Origin of the sequence: Bradyrhizobium sp. SMVTL-02, from assembly GCF_051853005.1 — a bacterium.
Lineage (GTDB): Bacteria > Pseudomonadota > Alphaproteobacteria > Rhizobiales > Xanthobacteraceae > Bradyrhizobium.
Genome location: NZ_CP182469.1, coordinates 4855309 through 4870983, shown reverse-complemented (window position 1 = coordinate 4870983; position 15675 = coordinate 4855309). Strand labels below are relative to the sequence as shown.

Sequence of the window (15675 nt, the reverse complement as noted above, 5' to 3'; positions counted from 1 at the left end):
GCGGACCTGATGACTCCAGTTCTGGAAGTGGCGGATATCTTCCGCCGCCACGGCGAAGCGTTTCGGCAAGCTCGTGCCGGACATCTGGGTCGCGTCGAGCGGCGCGTCATGGGCGCGATCACGGCATGCCGGACGGCTGTGCTTGGCGGCCACATCGAGCAATGCGACGACTGCGGTGCCACCCGGATCGCCTACAACTCCTGTCGCAATCGGCATTGCCCGAAGTGCCAAGGCTCGGCGCGCGCGCAATGGCTTGCCGAGCGACAATCCGAACTCCTTCCCGTGCCATACTTCCACGTCGTCTTCACCTTGCCGGCGCCGGCCAGAGAGATTGCTTTCCAGAACAAGGCGGTGGTCTATGCCATTCTGTTCCGCTGCGCGGCCGAGACGCTCACCACCATCGCGGCCGACCCCAAGCATCTCGGCGCTCAGCTCGGTCTGACCGCCGTCCTCCATACTTGGGGTCAAACCCTGCAACACCATCCGCATATCCACTGCGTCGTGCCTGGTGGTGGACCTTCACTCGACGGCACACACTGGGTCGCTTGCCGGCCCGGCTTCTTCCTGCCGGTGCGCGTCCTCTCCAGGCTGTTCCGCCGCCTGTTTCTGCAAGAGCTGCAAGCTGCCTTCGCGGCTGGCCAGTTGGGCTTCTTTGGCGATCTCGCCCGTCTCGCCGATCCCGCCGCATTCGCCGAGCGCCTCGCTCAACTTCGATGGACCGACTGGGTCGTCTATGCCAAGCCGCCATTCGGTGGGCCCGAACAGGTGCTGGCTTATCTCGGCCGCTATACGCATCGCGTCGCCATCGCCAACAGTAGGCTGATCTCGCTTGCCGACGGCAAGGTGAGCTTTGCCTGGAAGGACTATCGGCAGAATCGTAAAACCAAAGTGATGACGCTTAAGGCCGATGAGTTCATTCGTCGCTTTCTCCTGCACACCCTGCCGGACAGCTTCCACCGCATCCGCCACTATGGTTTCCTCGCCAATGGCGGACGCAACGATAAAATCGCTTTCTGCCGTCAACTCCTTGCTGTCCGCAACGCTCCGACTGATCAAGAAGCCGGCGCCGATCCCCTCACCAAATGCGAGATCCCCGTCTGCCCGCATTGTGGCGGCACCATGCGGCGCGTCGATATCGTCCCGCGAGCCTGCGCGCGCGACCAGCCGTTTCATTGTGATACGTCATGACCAGCGTCTGTACCATCCACCCCTTCCGTAATCACCTTCTTGGTGGCAACGTCCGAAGTCGCCGTGGCCGCGCTCGTCACCGAACACCCCGCCAATCGTTCGGTAGCGCATCCCAGCGCTGCAAATCGCTCGCTGGATCGCGCCCTTGGCCCGATCAATCGGGCCCCTCACATCCGATGAATGACTCGCGGACGCGCGGCGACCACAGGCGAGCGTTCCCCGCAGCCGCACCCGCTGCACTATTCCCATAGCGCCCACAACTCCGCAGCTTCGTTCAATCCGGCTTCTATGAGGTCGCACGCACCACAGAGCGCGCGGCTCGCGCCTGCCACGCGACCTCACAGAACCCTCAAGATTCCGTCGAATCGCCAACCATGATTCCGTCATCACATCGGAGGTGGCGATGCGACCGAAGAAGCACAGGACGACGGGATCGGGCGATCTGTTCCGGGCCAGGCTGGACCAAATCATCAATATGAAGCACGAGCTGGTTCAGCTCGCCGGCAAGGTCGATTGGGACTGGATCGACGGCGAGATCGCGCCGCTCTATAGCGAGAATGGTCGGCCCGGGATCGCGAGCCGCTTCATGATCGGGCTGTTGCTGCTCAAGCACATTTACGGGCTGTCCGATGAGGGGGTGTGCGAGCGCTGGGTCCACGACCCATATTTCCGTGTGCCTCGTAGCCGGTGCGTATCTGCCGGCACAACTGTGTTGAAGATGGGAGTTGGTCTCCCGGAGCCGGCCTGCAGGGGCAGGCTTCAAACCACTCCAGGCTGCTGCGTTTAAGAGACGTGGTGGTGAGCGCTGGGGAAAAGGCGGCAGGCTACGCCGTCAGGTGAGTGATGAGAAGATGAGCGCAAGCGAACCGCCGATGACGCATCGAAATGGGTCCAGGCGCTGTCAAAACGAGCATGGGGATAGTGATGCTCGGAAGAGTGTGGGCGATACCTGCTTACGGTCCACGCGGCAGCCGGTGTATAGGCGGCATGATCTCATCACAGGCTTCAATCCGGAACGAGGGAACCTGGCTCGGGGTGTTAAGGGAAATCCGCAAGTGGTGCACACCACGAGGGAGAACACCAAAACCCGAGACAGGGGCGGAGGAGCCTGTAGTAGCGCTGAAGTAGCTGTAATGGCTATGGAGCGAAGGGGCTGCGTTATCCTGTCCGACATCGGACGCCAACCGGCTTTGTCGGGAGGAGCGTCATGACGCCGGACAAACCGTTGCCGATCACCAAGCGTATGGTCTGGGAGGCCTACCAGCTGGTGGCAGGGAATGGAAAGGCGGCGGGCGTCGATGGCCAGAGCCTGGACGAATTCGCGCATAACCTTGGGAATAACCTCTACAAGCTCTGGAATCGCATGGCGTCGGGAAGCTATCTCCCGCCTGCGGTCAGGCGCGTGGAGATTCCCAAGGCCAATGGCGGCATCCGTCCTCTGGGCATCCCGACGGTCGCGGACCGCGTCGCACAGATGGTGGTCAAGCAGTATCTGGAACCGGGGTTGGATCGGGTGTTTGATCCTGACTCCTATGGCTATCGGCCGGGAAAATCAGCGCATCAGGCGATCGAGCAAACGCGCAAGCGATGCTGGGACTATGAGTGGGCTTTGGACCTCGACATCAAAGGCTTTTTCGACACGATCGATCATGCCCTTTTGGTTAGAGCGCTTCGGAAGCACTGCCAGGAGCCCTGGGTTTTGCTGTACGTCGAACGATGGCTGAAGGCTCCGGTAGAGATGCCTGATGGGACCATCCAGAAACGGGAAGCCGGAACACCGCAAGGTGGAGTGGTAAGCCCGCTGCTGGCGAATCTTTTTCTGCATTATAGCTTCGATGCGTGGATGCGTCGGACGTTTCCGCGCATTCCGTTCGAACGCTATGCCGATGATGCAATCTGCCATTGCCGGACACGGCAGGAGGCCGAGCATCTGAAGGCAGCGCTGGAAATGAGATTGGCCGATTGTCATCTGACGCTGCACCCGCAGAAGACCCAAGTGGTTTATTGCAGAGACAGTAATCGACGCGGGACGCATCCGCAGATCCACTTCACCTTCCTTGGCTTCACCTTCCGACCCCGTAGGGCGAAGAACCGTTGGGGAAAGCTCTTCACGCGCTTCCTTCCCGCAGTTGGCCTGCAGGCGCTCAAACGCATGCGGGAGCGGATAAGGAGCTGGCGCCTGCCACAGCACGCGCCGCTTCCGTTGGCGGATATAGCCCGAATACTCAATCCGATCCTTCAAGGATGGTGGCAGTATTATGGGCGTTTCTATCCAACGGAAATGTGGAAGCTGTTCACGTACTTTGATGAACGTCTCGGGGCTTGGCTCCGGCGGAAGTACAAGTCGCTCAAAAGGCACCGGGGACGGAGCTTGCGGCGACTGAACAGCATTGCGAAGCGCAATCCCTCTTTCTTCGTCCACTGGACGCGCCTTGGTCACGCAACGGTTGGGTGACAAGAGCCGGATGATGCGAGAGTATCACGTCCGGTTCTGTGAGGGGCTGAGGGTGAAACTCCCTCGGCCCACTCGACAGTACTTCACCGGCGAAGAGTTCTTCCAGCACGCATTCCCGCACGAGCGCTCGGACCTGAGCCACTGGCGCAAGCGGCTCGGCGACAAGCTGGAGCTGTTGCTGGCCGAGAGCTTGCGGGTGGCACACGAGGCCGGCGCGTTACGCAGCCAGGACATCAAGCGGGTCACAGTCGATACCACCGTGCAGCCGAAGGCGATCACCTTCCCGACCGATGCCAAGCTCTTGCACGCGGCGATCAAGGGGCTCAACCGTCTGGCGAGGAAGCACGGGGTCAAGCTGCGGCAGTCCTATCTGCGCATTGCCAAAACCGCGACAATGATGGCGGGACGCTACGGCCATGCCAAGCAATTCAAGCGGCATCAGCGGCAGTTGCGCATCCTGCGCAGCCGACTGGGCCGGATCATCCGCGATATCCGCCGCAAGATCGAAGGTCAGGCTGTGCTTGAGAACACGTTCGCCCTCCCGCTCAGCCGGGCCTCGCAGATCCGCTCGCAGCAGCAACGCCAGCGCGGCTTCAAGCTTTATTCCTTCCACGCCCCGGAGGTGGAGTGCATCGGCAAGGGCAAAGCAGCCGCGCCTTACGAGTTAATGGCATGGACCACGCCCGCTCTCAGCGGCAACGTGCAGCCCGGCGGGGGGCAGCAGCAGGAGCGCAAGCCATGTCGAATACGAACCTTGTCACAATCGGCATCGATCTCGGGAAGAACACATTCCACGTCGTCGGTCTCGATGCCACAGGCGCAATTACGCTACGCAAGAAGCGGTCGAGAAATCAGCTTGACCAGTCGCTGGGCAATATTCCGCGTTGTCTGATCGGAATGGAGGCGTGTGCAGGCGCACATCATCTGGGGCGCAGGCTCGAGAAATTAGGCCATCAAGTACGGCTCTTGCCGGCGCAGTACGTCAAACCATACCTCAAGGGTCACAAGAATGACTTTCGGGATGCTGAAGCGATCGCCGAGGCCGCTCAGCGGCCGACAATGCGGTTCGTTCCAGTGAAGTCAGCCGAACAACTTGATTTACAGGCACTACACAGAGTTCGCAGTCGATTGGTGACGCAGAGAACGGCGGTCATCAATCAAATCCGGGGCTTTTTGCTTGAGCGAGGGCTACCAGTGCGGCAGGGAGCGGCAGCACTCCGACTGGCACTTCCTCAGATTCTCTCAGCGCCAAACGACAACTTATCGCCTCGCGTGATCCAGCTCATTCAGGACTTGGCCGAGGACTGGCGCTATCTCGACCGACGGGTCGCGTCAATGACGAAAGAAATCGACGAACTCGCTGATCAAGATCCACACTGTCGCCGCCTAATGAGTGCGCCCGGCGTCGGGCCGATCATCTCAAGCGCGATGGTCGCCGCCATCGGAACCGGTGATGCCTTCCATAAAGGCCGAGACTTTGCAGCATGGCTTGGTCTGGTACCAAAGCAAATCTCGACCGGCGATCGAACCATTCTCGGGCGCATATCGAGGCGCGGTAATCGGTACCTGCGAACGCTGTTTATTCAAGGTGCCAGAGCCGTACTTCTGCAGCGTCAGAGTTGGCCTCGGCATGGCTTCGCAGCCTGGTTAGAGGCAGCGTCGAAGCGGCTCCACTCCAATGTCTTGGTTGTTGCCCTGGCCGCAAAACTTGCGCGCATGGCCTGGAGCATGCTCGCAAAGGGCCGTGACTACGACGCCAACCTCCTGGGCCGCACCGCATAAGAAACAGGGCCGGAAAGGAAAATCCAAGGTCGGGATCAGAAGGCACAATAACCCGCCGAGGTTTGCGAGACGGAAAGGACGAATGGAGAAACGGTTCCACCGACACTTCTGAAGCCTGGTTCGACTCCATGGCCCTTCTTGAGGCCGGCGAGTTATTGAGGACAGAAGTGAGCGGATATCCATGATGGCTCGGGGCAACAGCCCCAAATTGAAGCCGGATAGATTGGCGCAAACCGCTTCATCCCTTTGTCGATTCCTCTTGCAACGCGGGCGTGGTCCATAGATCGGCGTCAAAGCCTCCATCGTCACCAACAACCGCCGTTCTCCCGGGGGCCTGTTCGTGCTGCACGCCAGGGCGCTACCCGATAACCCGTACGACGGTCACACCTTGCGGGACGTCATCGACCGCACCGAGACACTCACCGGCTGCGCGATCGAGCGGGCCTATGTCGACAAGGGATACCGCGGCCACGACGCACAAAATCCCCGACGGATCTTCATCTCCGGCCAGAAGCGCGGCGTCTTCGGTGTCATCAAGCGCGAGCTGCGCCGCCGCTCCGCCATCGAACCCATCATCGGACACCTGAAGGCCGATGGTCACCTCGGCCGCTGCTACCTCAAAGGCCGCGCCGGCGATGCGGCTAACGTCATCCTCTCAGCCGTGGGCCACAACTTCCGCCGCATCCTCGCCTGGCTCAGAGAACTCTTGTGCCTCATCCTGCTCCAGCTATGGCGCACGTTCGGCCGTCCCGCCCCGCTCAATTCGCCTTCTTAACGGACGACTACTTCGTCACCGAACAATGGAGGCGGATGCTTCGGCGCCGCAGCCAGATTGACGGGACCACGTGGCAGCGGGTCGCGCGGCTTGCCTCCGACTTGCTCCCCAAGCCACAAATCCTCCATCCTTGGCCCCGAACACGCTTCACCGCTACTCACCCGAGGTGGGAGCCGTATGCGGGAAAGCCGCACGTACGGATCTGTGCGGGGGGCGCCCAGCAATGAGCGTCCCTACCGCGACCGCTTCGCTCGCAATGACGAGTGGAGAGATCTACCCCGCCTTCAGCGCCGCGATCAGCTTGGTCGCGTTCTCTTCCAGCACCTTGACGTCTTCCTTGCGGCTCGCGGGCGGCAGCATGGCGACGCCGTCGTGGCGCGGCAGCACGTGCATGTGAAGGTGAAACACCACCTGTCCGCCGGCGGGCTCGTTGAATTGCTGCACGGTGATGCCGTCGGCGTTGAACGCCTTCATCGCAGCCGCCGCGATCTTGTGCGCGCCGCGGGCGACATGAGCGTAGTCGTCCGGCTTGATGTCGAGGATGTTGCGGGCAGGCGCCTTCGGGATCACCAGGGTGTGGCCGGGGACGCGCGGCATGATGTCGAGGAAAGCGAAGACGTGCTCGTCCTCGTAGACCTTGTGGCAGGGAAACTCGCCGCGCAGGATCTTTGCGAAGATGTTGTTGGTATCGTAGGCGGTCATGGCGGCGCTCCCAAGAAATTTGCGCTTAGAATTTTGCGCTTACTGTCACCAGCCATGGCGGGCCGTCAAGGCGCCTCGTCGATGCCTTTGCGGAACGGGCCGAGCTCGGCGAGCTCCCGTCCGGCTTCCGCGACATAGGCGCGCTCGCGCTTGAGGTAATCGTCGATGGCGCGGCGGAGGGCGGGATCGGCGATGAAGTGGGCGGAATGGGTCGTGCGCGGCAGGTAGCCGCGCGCGATCTTGTGCTCGCCTTGCGCTCCGGCCTCGACATGGGTGAGGTCATGTTTGATCGCGAAATCGATCGCCTGATAGTAGCAGACCTCGAAATGCAGGAAGGGATGATGCTCGACCGCGCCCCAGTTGCGGCCGAACAGCGTGTCCGACCCGATGAAGTTGATCGCGCCCGCAATCCAGCGGCCGTTGCGGCGGGCCATCACCAGTAGCACGTCCTCGCTCATGGTCTCGCCTATCAGCGAAAAGAACTCGCGGGTGAGGTACGGCCGGCCCCACTTGCGCGAACCGGTCTCCATGTAGAATTCGAAGAACGCGTCCCAGGCATCCTCGGTGATGTCCTTTCCGGTGAGCCAGTGGATGGTGATGCCGGCCGCGAGCGCGTCGCGCCGCTCGCGTTTGATCGACTTGCGGTGACGCGAGTTCAGCGTGCTGAGGAAATCGTCGAAGCTCCCAAAGCCCTGGTTGTGCCAGTGGAACTGCTGATCGGTGCGCTGGAGGAAGCCGTGCTCGGCCAGCAGCCTCCATTCGTCCTCGCGCGCGAAGGTGACGTGCACGGACGAAGCCTTGCTGACGCCGCACAGCGCCACCAGCCCGCTTACCAGCGCCTCCCTGATCCGCTCGCGGTCGACGCCGTCGCGGACCAGCAGCCGCGGTCCCGTCGCCGGGGTGAAGGGAACCGAGACCTGGAGCTTCGGGTAGTAGCGTCCGCCGGCGCGCTCATAGGCATCCGCCCAGCCGCGGTCGAAGACGTATTCGCCCTGGCTGTGCGATTTCAGATAGCACGGCACGACTCCGGCGACGCGGCCGTCGAGCTTGGCGACGAGGTGCCGCGGGCCCCAGCCGGTCCGGATCGTTGCCGAACCCGATTTCTCGACCGCGAATAGAAATGCGTGCGAGACGAACGGGTTATAGGTTGGTCTTGAGAGGCCGGGGGAATGGCCTGGAAGCGAGGATGAGGTTCCCGCGCCATGCCCGTTGCAAGCCTTTGCCTTAAGAGCCTTGGCGGGATTGGCGCAGGCGTCCCAATCCTCCGGCGAGACTTCGCCAATGGACGGTACGGCCTCGAGCGTAATGTCGGATGATGCCATTCCGCCCAAGATCGTGCATTGCAGCAGCGACTTCAAGGGGTGGGAGCTCAGGTCTGGCGGTCGCAACCGCCGTCATTGCGAGTGCATCCAGACTGTCACCGCGAAAGGATGCTGGAAGGAGCGAGCCCTACGGAACGAACCCCTCGAAAATCATCTGGTCCGCATAGTGCCCGACCCGCGTCCGCTGCTCCGGCGTCCGGACGGTCCAGCCGAGCAGGGCGCAGCCGAAGACGTTGCGGGCGAGCCATGGGGCGGGAGCCGGGAGGTGGTCGACCTTGAAGGCGACGAAATGCGGCTGGGTCTGCAAGCCGTGGCGCAGGTACAGCATGCTGTCGCGCTGCTCTTGCGTCAGGGTGGCCCAGTGTTCGTCCTGATAGCTCCGCTGCGCGACGATGCCGCGCGGGCGGTTGGGCAACAGCTCGCGCATAGCCAGCAGCAGGTCGGGGTCGAAGGACATGCCGACGGCCGGGCCGTCATAGGATGCCAGCACCTCGGCCATCCGCTGCACCAGCTTGCGGTCGCCGCCAAACCGGCTCTTGACCTCGATCACCAGCGGCACGCGGCCGGCGACCATGGCGCAGAGGTCGGCGAGCGACATCATCCGCTCGTCGGTGTCCTTGAACCTGACCGCTTTCAGCTCAGCGGCGGTCTTCCCGATCACCTCGCCGGTGGCCTCGGTGAGGCGGCCGAGCGAATGGTCGTGATGCACCATGGCCTCACCATCGGCGGAGAGCTGGATGTCGACCTCGATTGCGAAATTGCCCGCGATCGCAGCCTGCACCGCCCCCGGCATGTTCTCGACGATGCCGCGTGAAATGTCGTGCAGGCCGCGATGGGCGACCGGCCGGGCTGTCAGCCAATCCGGAGCGCGCATGCGCGTCAGGCGACCTCGAACACGCCTTCGACCTCGACCGCCGCGTCCGCGGGCAGCGAGGCGACACCGACCGTGGTGCGGGCATGGCGGCCCTTGTCACCAAAGGCGGCGACCATCAGGTCGGAGGCGCCGTTGAGCACCTTCGGCCCATCCAGAAAGTCCGGGGCCGAGTTGATGAAGCCGCCGAGCCGCACCACGCGCACGACCTTGTCGAGGTCGCCGAGCGCCGCCTTGACCTGGGCCAGCAGGTTGACCGCGCAGCCGCGCGCGGCCGCGGCGCCCTCCTCGATGGAGACGCCGGCGCCGAGCTTGCCCTTTGCGATCAGCTTGCCGGCGGGGCCGAAGCAAACCTGGCCGGAGACGAACAGGAGGTTGCCGGTTCGCACGAACGGGACGTAATTGGCCACAGGCGTGGGTGCCTCGTGCAGCTTGATGCCCTGTTCCGCCAGTTTCTGCTCGACCGTGCCCGCCATGTCCACGACCTCGTTGTCCAAAATCATTTCGCTCCGGCTCGTCCGCAGGCGGCCGGGCGCGACCTGTTTCGCCCATCGAGCCGCCACATGCAAGCAACCGGACGGGCCGCATTTGTTTAGACAGGCCAGCAGGTTCAAAGTGGCGGCCGCAACTTTACGTGAAACGGCCTCAGTTGCGACGCAATGGAACGGTCATTAAAATGTCGAATCTGCGCTTTCCTCAGGGAACAGACATGGTGCACCTTTTCCGGACTTCGCTCGGTGTGATGGCGCTTGCGGCGGCCGCTTTCGGCCCAGGCGGCGGGGCGCTTGCCGCCAACGGCCCGTTCCTGGCGCACCAGGCGCTCTATGATCTCAGCCTCCTCAAGTCGCGCTCCAATTCGGTCAACAGCGCGCGCGGCCGCATCCTCTACAACTTCACCGGCAGCGCCTGCGAGGGCTACACCTCCGAATTCCGCCAAGTGTCCGAACTCGACAGCGGCGAGGGCAAGGTCACGGTCAGCGACCTCCGTTCCAATTCCTGGGAGGACGCTGCGGGCAAAAGCTACCGCTTCAAGATCGAGACGCGGATGAACGAGGCCGATGCCGGCAGGGTCGACGGCTCGGCCGAGCGCGATGGCGACCACATCAATGTCAAGCTGAAGCTGCCGGCGCCGAAGAGCTTCACGCTCGACGGCAAGATCGTGTTCCCGACCGAGCAGATCCAGCGCATCATCGCCGCCGCCAAGGAGGGCAAGTCGCTGCTCGAGCTCTCGGTCTATGACGGCTCCGACGACGGCCAGAAGGTCTACAACACGCTGACCGTGATCGGCCAGCCGATTGCCGCCGACCGCGCCACCTCATCCGACCCGTCCACGTCCGACGAGCACATGAAGTCATTGAAGCGTTGGCCGGTCACCGTCAGCTATTTCGACCGCGAGGCCCACCAGAAGGAAGGCGAGCAGACGCCGGTCTACGCGATGGCGTTCGAGCTTTACGAGAACGGCGTCTCGCGCCAGCTCGTGCTCGACTACAACGATTTCGTCATCTCGGGCGCGATGGGCAAGTTCGACGCCAAGGACAGCAAGCCCTGTAATTGACGGCTGCTCCGTCATTGCGAGCGTAGCGAAGCGATCCAGAATCCCTCCGCGGAAAGATTCTGGATCGCTTCGTCGCAAGAGCTCCTCGCGAATGACGGGGCTAGCTCTCGTCATACTCTCCAGCTAGGCTCTCTCCCAACCACAAACTCCGGGAGGCCCTTCATGCCCAAGCTCGACCATCTCCGCCCCAGCGGCCTGCATCACAATCCCGCCTATTCCCACGTCGTCACCGCCACCGGCGCGCGCACCATCTACATCTCCGGCCAGGTATCGACCGACGAGGAGGGACGGATCGTCGGCGAGGGCGATATCGCCGCGCAGACGACGCAGGTGATGCAGAATCTCGGGCATGCGCTGAAGGCGGCCGGCGCGAGCTATTCCAACATCGTCAAGATCACGACCTTCGTCGTGAACTACAAGCCGGAGCTGCGCCCGATTATCGGCAAGGCCCGCTCGGCCTTCTTCGAGGGCATGGAGCCGCCGGCTTCTACCCTGGTCGGCGTCTCCGCGCTCGCCGCGCCGGAATGGCTGATCGAGATCGAGGCGGTGGCGGTGGCGGATTGAAATGTGATCTTGCAGTCCGAATGGAGCGAAGCGCCATCCGGACTACGCGGCAGACATTTCTCGCAGAACGGCCATCGCCTCATCGGCCCGGTCGACGGGTACAAAGAGATGGTCGTGGTGAAAGGCCGAAACGGCGTTCACGCTGATGCCTGCTTCGGCCAGGCGCGCCGTGATCGCAGCGAGGAAGCCCACCGCATTAAGCGCGGAGTGAACCGTCAGGGTGATCAGGCGTGAGGGGAACGCGTAGCGCAGGCCTGCTGCTTCGGCCTCCTCGCGCAGGACAACCAGCGTTGTTCCTTGGCGTTCGCGGAACGTCAGCATCGCGCTGATGGTGGCTGGAATGCTCGCGCCCGGTGCAAGCGTGCAAAACACGAAGATGCCGTCCAGGATCTCCGGCTTCATCTTACTCAGCAGCGCGCCGAGATCGCGTTCGCCCGTCACCATGGCAGCCCCCGAACCGGCAAGACCGTTTGAGCCGCTGCGAAGCCATCCGCGGCAGCGGCTGTTGAAGCCTCAACCAACATACCTTCGTATATCTCCTCCAATATTTCGATTACGCCGATCTTACGCTGGTACAATTGAGTGACGGCGGGAGATTCTTACAATTTGAGTCCACTCGGTCACTGCGAGGAAGCTCAATGAATGTCGTCATTCGAAAGCTCAACGGCCTGTGGCACCTCATTGTCGGGTCTTGCCAGATCCGAACTCCGTTCCTGGAAACTCAGGATCGGCAGTTGGTCGTTCAGTATGCGAGGCGCGTCTATCCGGGAGCACGGATCTTCGAACGCGACTGAGCCGAGCAGGATCAGATCACTCCTGCGCCTTCGCCGGTCCGTCATAGGCAATGCCGCGGATCACCGCGGCGCTGCCGAACTTCTTGCGCAGGCGATCCACCGCGCGTTCGGCGTGGGCGGCGCGGCGGTCGAGCATGTCGGTGTCGTCGGCGGGCGAGCCCTCGCGCAGGGCGCTGACGCCGGCGCCCATCAGGCGGAAGGCGGTGCCGTCGATTTCCTTCGCCAGCATTTCGCGGCAGATCGAGAAGATCTTTGCGGCGAGCTGCGTCGGCGCGGAGATCGATTGCGAGCGGGTGCGCTGGCGGAAATCGGCGGTCTTCAGCTTCAGCGTCACGGTCGAGCCGGCGAGTTCGCTGCTCTTCAGCCGCGACGAGGTCTTCTCGCAGAGCCGCCACAGGATCTTCTCCAGCGTCGCGAAATCGCGGATGTCGGTTTCGAAGGTGGTCTCGCTGGAAATGGTCTTGGCGCCGCGATCGGCCTCGACGCGGCGGTCGTCGATGCCGCGGGCGAGCCGCCACAGCCTGCGACCGTCGCCCGGAAACTGCCGCATCATCTCGATCTCATCGGCCTTTTGCAGGTCGGCGATGATGCGGAAGCCGCGCTGCACGAGGCGCTCCTGGGTCGCAGGGCCGACGCCGAAGATGAAGCCGACCGGCTTTTCCGCCAGCATCGACCGCGCTTCATCCTGGTCGAGCGCGGCGAAACCACGGGGCTTGTCGAGGTCGGAGGCGATCTTGGCCAGGAACTTGTTGCAGGACAGGCCGACCGAGACGGTGATCCCGATGTCGCGCTCGACCTCGCGGGCAAAGCGCGCCAGTACCTTGGCGGGCATCATGCCGTGCACCCGCTCGGTGCCGGAGAGATCGAGGAAGGCCTCGTCGATCGAGAGCGGCTCGACCAGCGGCGTCAGCGCCTGCATGGCCTGGCGGACCTCGCGGCCGACGCGGACGTATTTGGCCATGTCGGGGCGGATCACGGTAGCATGCGGGCAGGCCTCCAGTGCCTTGAACATCGGCATTGCCGAGCGCACGCCATAGGTGCGCGCGATGTAGCAGGCGGCGGACACCACGCCGCGCTTGCCGCCGCCGATGATGACGGGCTTGTCCGCGATCTCGGGATTGTCGCGCTTCTCGACCGTCGCATAGAAGGCGTCGCAATCGATATGGGCGATGGTCAAGCTCGCCAGCGCCCGGTGGCGGACGAGGCGAGGGGAACCGCACGTCCCACAGCGACGGACGCCCACATCCAGGTCGGCCAGACAATCGCGGCAGAAGCAGCGGGGTCCGGCCGGGTCGGGTGTGCTCACGGCACGTCGCGCTCCCACTTGGGGTCGCCGAGCGCATCGCCGAGGACCTGCCGCGCTGCGGCAACGTTGGTCGGATGCAGCTCCGCGGCGGCGGCGAAGGCCTTCACGGTGGCATCATCGCGCAGCACGAAATCGAGCACGCTGAGGAGGAAATTCGGGTCCGCGGCGGCGTTCCGGAGGGTCTCCGGGCCGACCCCTGTCTCGGCCAGGAACAGGCCGAGCCGCTCGGGCTCGCCCGCGACGAAGGACAGGGCCTGAATCGCAACGATTTCAGCGACTTCGCGAGGGTTGTGAACAGGCTTTTTCACGGGCCCGGTTTGCCTTTCCGTTAACTTTCGGTGTCTACTTTGCATCATGCCCGAGTCTCCGCCTTGAGTCTTGCGATCCCGGTGCAAGCAACTGGAAACCACATCGCAGAAAGTGTGCCTCGGGTTTAACGAAACTAGAGCGAATCTGAGGCTAGTTTGAATCCAGTTTTCGAAGCGCCGGCGAGCGGCGCCTGAGGCGTCACATGTATCCGGCTTCGTGCCAATCAGGAGGGCGGGATGGCTAAGACCGTCCTGATCGTGGAAGACAACGAGCTCAACATGAAGCTCTTCCGCGACCTGTTGGAAGCACATGGCTACCAGACTACGGGCACCAGCAACGGCTACGAGGCGCTCGATCTGGTGCGCAAGATGCGGCCAGACCTCGTGCTGATGGATATCCAATTGCCGCAGGTCTCAGGGCTCGAGGTGACGCGCTGGATCAAGGACGATCCGGAGCTGCGCACGATTCCCGTCGTCGCGGTCACGGCGTTCGCGATGAAGGGCGATGAAGAACGCATCCGCGAGGGCGGCTGCGAGGCCTATTTGTCCAAGCCGATCTCGGTCGGCAAATTCATAGAGACGGTCCGGCGTTTCATCGGATAGGAAGTGAGTGCACAGTGTCCGCGCGTATCCTCGTCGTCGATGACGTTCCTGCAAACGTCAAGCTGCTAGAGGCCCGTCTGTCCGCCGAATATTTCGACGTGATGACCGCCTCGAACGGCGCCGAGGCGCTGGCGATCAGCCGCAGAGCCGAATGCGACATCATCCTGCTCGACGTGATGATGCCCGACATGGACGGCTTCGAAGTCTGCCGCCGCCTGAAGTCCGATCCGGCCACGCACCACATTCCCGTCGTGATGGTCACCGCGCTCGACAGTCCCGCCGACCGCAACCGCGGGCTCGAGGCCGGCGCCGACGATTTCCTGACCAAGCCCGTCTCCGACGTCGTGCTGATCGCGCGCGTGCGCTCGCTGACGCGGCTGAAGATGATGACCGACGAATTGCGCATGCGCGCCATCACCTCGCTCGAGATCGGCATGCAGGCGCCCGAGCGCAGCGCGGTCGCCGACACCGGCAAGGGCGGCCGCATCCTCCTGGTCGACGATCGCGAGTCCTCCCATCAGCGGCTGGCGACGATCCTCGCCGCCGAGCACACCATCGACGTCGAGCTGAACCCGACCGAGGCGCTGTTCAACGCGGCCGAGGGCAATTACGATCTCCTGATCGTCTCGCTCGACCTCAACAATTTCGACGGCCTCCGCCTGTGCAGCCAGGCGCGCTCGCTGGAGCGCACGCGCCATGTGCCGATCCTGGCGATCGCCGATCCCGAGAATTCAACGCGGCTGCTCCGCGGCCTCGAGATCGGTGTCAACGACTATCTGCTGCGCCCGATCGACAGGACCGAGCTGCTGGCGCGCGCCCGCACCCAGATCCGCCGCCGCCGCTACACCGATCATCTGCGCGACAACGTGCAGAACTCGATCGAGATGGCGATCACCGACGCGCTCACCGGCCTGCACAATCGCCGCTACATGGAGAGCCATCTGGCGACGCTCGCCGAGCAGGCCGCGACCCGCGGCAAGCCGCTGGCGCTCATGATCCTCGACATCGACTACTTCAAGTCGATCAACGACAATTACGGCCACGACGCCGGCGACGACGTGCTGCGCGAATTCGCGGTGCGGGTGCGCAAGTCGATCCGCGGCATTGATCTGGCCTGCCGCTATGGCGGCGAGGAGTTCGTCATCGTGATGCCGGAGACCGATCTGCACGTCGCCGGCATGGTCGCCGAGCGCCTGCGCCGCTCGATCGCCGTCGAGCCGTTCGCGATCCACAAGGGCACCAAGCGCATCGAGGTCACGATCTCGATCGGGCTCACCACGCTGGAGCAGAAGGGCGAGGCGGTCGCCGACGTCCTCAAGCGCGCCGACACCGCGCTCTACCGGGCCAAGCACGACGGCCGCAATCGCGTGGTGTCGCAGGCGGCGTGAGGCCACCGCGACACAAAAGTTGCGAAAACAACCCCATGCACAGTAGCCGGCGCGAGCCGGAT

14 protein-coding genes and 3 pseudogenes are annotated in these 15675 nt (G+C 63.3%); 10 read left to right on the top strand and 7 right to left on the bottom strand.

What is annotated here, in order from left to right; translation table 11 throughout:
* Positions 1-6 precede the first annotated feature (6 nt).
* The 6 genes and pseudogenes from ACNJYB_RS23055 to ACNJYB_RS23030 form a co-directional block, all read left to right on the top strand.
* Positions 7-1188, top strand: coding sequence for an IS91 family transposase (locus ACNJYB_RS23055; RefSeq protein ID WP_439375460.1), 1182 nt, complete (start codon positions 7-9; stop codon positions 1186-1188).
* Between the two features lie 403 nt (positions 1189-1591).
* Positions 1592-1861 (top strand): annotated as a pseudogene (locus ACNJYB_RS23050) (transposase); the annotation flags it as partial.
* 534 nt (positions 1862-2395) lie between these two features.
* Entirely contained in the window at positions 2396-3643 is a 1248-nt protein-coding gene (gene ltrA, locus ACNJYB_RS23045; protein ID WP_439368284.1) for a group II intron reverse transcriptase/maturase, read from the top strand.
* Positions 3644-3710: 67 nt separating this feature from the next.
* Positions 3711-4358: pseudogene (locus ACNJYB_RS23040) on the top strand (IS5/IS1182 family transposase); the annotation flags it as partial.
* 23 nt (positions 4359-4381) lie between these two features.
* Positions 4382-5425 (top strand): IS110 family transposase, encoded by a 1044-nt coding sequence (locus ACNJYB_RS23035; protein WP_128944741.1) that lies wholly within the window; start codon positions 4382-4384, stop codon positions 5423-5425.
* 286 nt (positions 5426-5711) lie between these two features.
* A pseudogene (locus ACNJYB_RS23030) lies at positions 5712-6200 on the top strand (IS5/IS1182 family transposase); the annotation flags it as partial.
* 273 nt (positions 6201-6473) lie between these two features.
* Here ACNJYB_RS23030 and ACNJYB_RS23025 read toward each other — a convergent pair.
* From ACNJYB_RS23025 to ACNJYB_RS23010, 4 genes are all read right to left on the bottom strand, one after another.
* Entirely contained in the window at positions 6474-6902 is a 429-nt protein-coding gene (locus tag ACNJYB_RS23025) for an HIT family protein (protein WP_439368643.1), read from the bottom strand.
* Positions 6903-6967: 65 nt separating this feature from the next.
* Entirely contained in the window at positions 6968-8224 is a 1257-nt protein-coding gene (locus tag ACNJYB_RS23020) for a GNAT family N-acetyltransferase (protein ID WP_439368642.1), read from the bottom strand.
* A 127-nt stretch (positions 8225-8351) separates the two neighbouring features.
* Entirely contained in the window at positions 8352-9098 is a 747-nt protein-coding gene (locus ACNJYB_RS23015; RefSeq protein ID WP_439368640.1) for a glycerophosphodiester phosphodiesterase, read from the bottom strand.
* Between the two features lie 5 nt (positions 9099-9103).
* Entirely contained in the window at positions 9104-9571 is a 468-nt protein-coding gene (locus ACNJYB_RS23010) for a RidA family protein (RefSeq protein WP_439375627.1), read from the bottom strand.
* 233 nt (positions 9572-9804) lie between these two features.
* Here ACNJYB_RS23010 and ACNJYB_RS23005 point away from each other — a divergent pair, with 233 nt between their 5' ends.
* Both ACNJYB_RS23005 and ACNJYB_RS23000 read left to right on the top strand, forming a co-directional pair.
* Entirely contained in the window at positions 9805-10650 is an 846-nt protein-coding gene (locus tag ACNJYB_RS23005; protein ID WP_439368639.1) for a cell envelope integrity EipB family protein, read from the top strand.
* A 162-nt stretch (positions 10651-10812) separates the two neighbouring features.
* Positions 10813-11214 carry a RidA family protein gene (locus ACNJYB_RS23000; RefSeq protein WP_179738631.1) on the top strand — a complete coding sequence of 134 codons (402 nt, stop codon included), beginning with the start codon at positions 10813-10815 and terminating at the stop codon, positions 11212-11214.
* A gap of 42 nt (positions 11215-11256) precedes the next feature.
* On the opposite strand, the gene ACNJYB_RS22995 is transcribed toward ACNJYB_RS23000, so the two are convergent.
* The 3 genes from ACNJYB_RS22995 to ACNJYB_RS22985 form a co-directional block, all read right to left on the bottom strand.
* Complete coding sequence (locus ACNJYB_RS22995; RefSeq protein WP_439375626.1) at positions 11257-11655, bottom strand: ACT domain-containing protein; 399 nt, start codon at positions 11653-11655, stop codon at positions 11257-11259.
* Positions 11656-12024: 369 nt separating this feature from the next.
* Positions 12025-13314, bottom strand: a complete 1290-nt coding sequence (locus ACNJYB_RS22990) for a DNA polymerase IV (RefSeq protein ID WP_439368638.1) — start codon at positions 13312-13314, stop codon at positions 12025-12027.
* The gene (locus ACNJYB_RS22985; protein WP_439368637.1) at positions 13311-13622 is read right to left on the bottom strand and encodes a DUF3572 domain-containing protein; all 312 of its coding nucleotides are present in this window, start codon (positions 13620-13622) and stop codon (positions 13311-13313) included. The genes ACNJYB_RS22990 and ACNJYB_RS22985 overlap by 4 nt, the downstream gene beginning before the upstream one ends.
* 237 nt (positions 13623-13859) lie before the next feature.
* On the opposite strand from ACNJYB_RS22985, the gene ACNJYB_RS22980 reads away from it, so the two are divergent.
* Together ACNJYB_RS22980 and ACNJYB_RS22975 are read left to right on the top strand one after the other, a co-directional pair.
* The gene (locus tag ACNJYB_RS22980; protein ID WP_027573612.1) at positions 13860-14225 is read left to right on the top strand and encodes a response regulator; all 366 of its coding nucleotides are present in this window, start codon (positions 13860-13862) and stop codon (positions 14223-14225) included.
* Between the two features lie 14 nt (positions 14226-14239).
* A complete protein-coding gene (locus ACNJYB_RS22975) occupies positions 14240-15613 on the top strand; it encodes a PleD family two-component system response regulator (protein ID WP_439368636.1) in 1374 nt (457 codons plus the stop codon).
* The last annotated feature ends 62 nt before the right edge of the window (positions 15614-15675 follow it).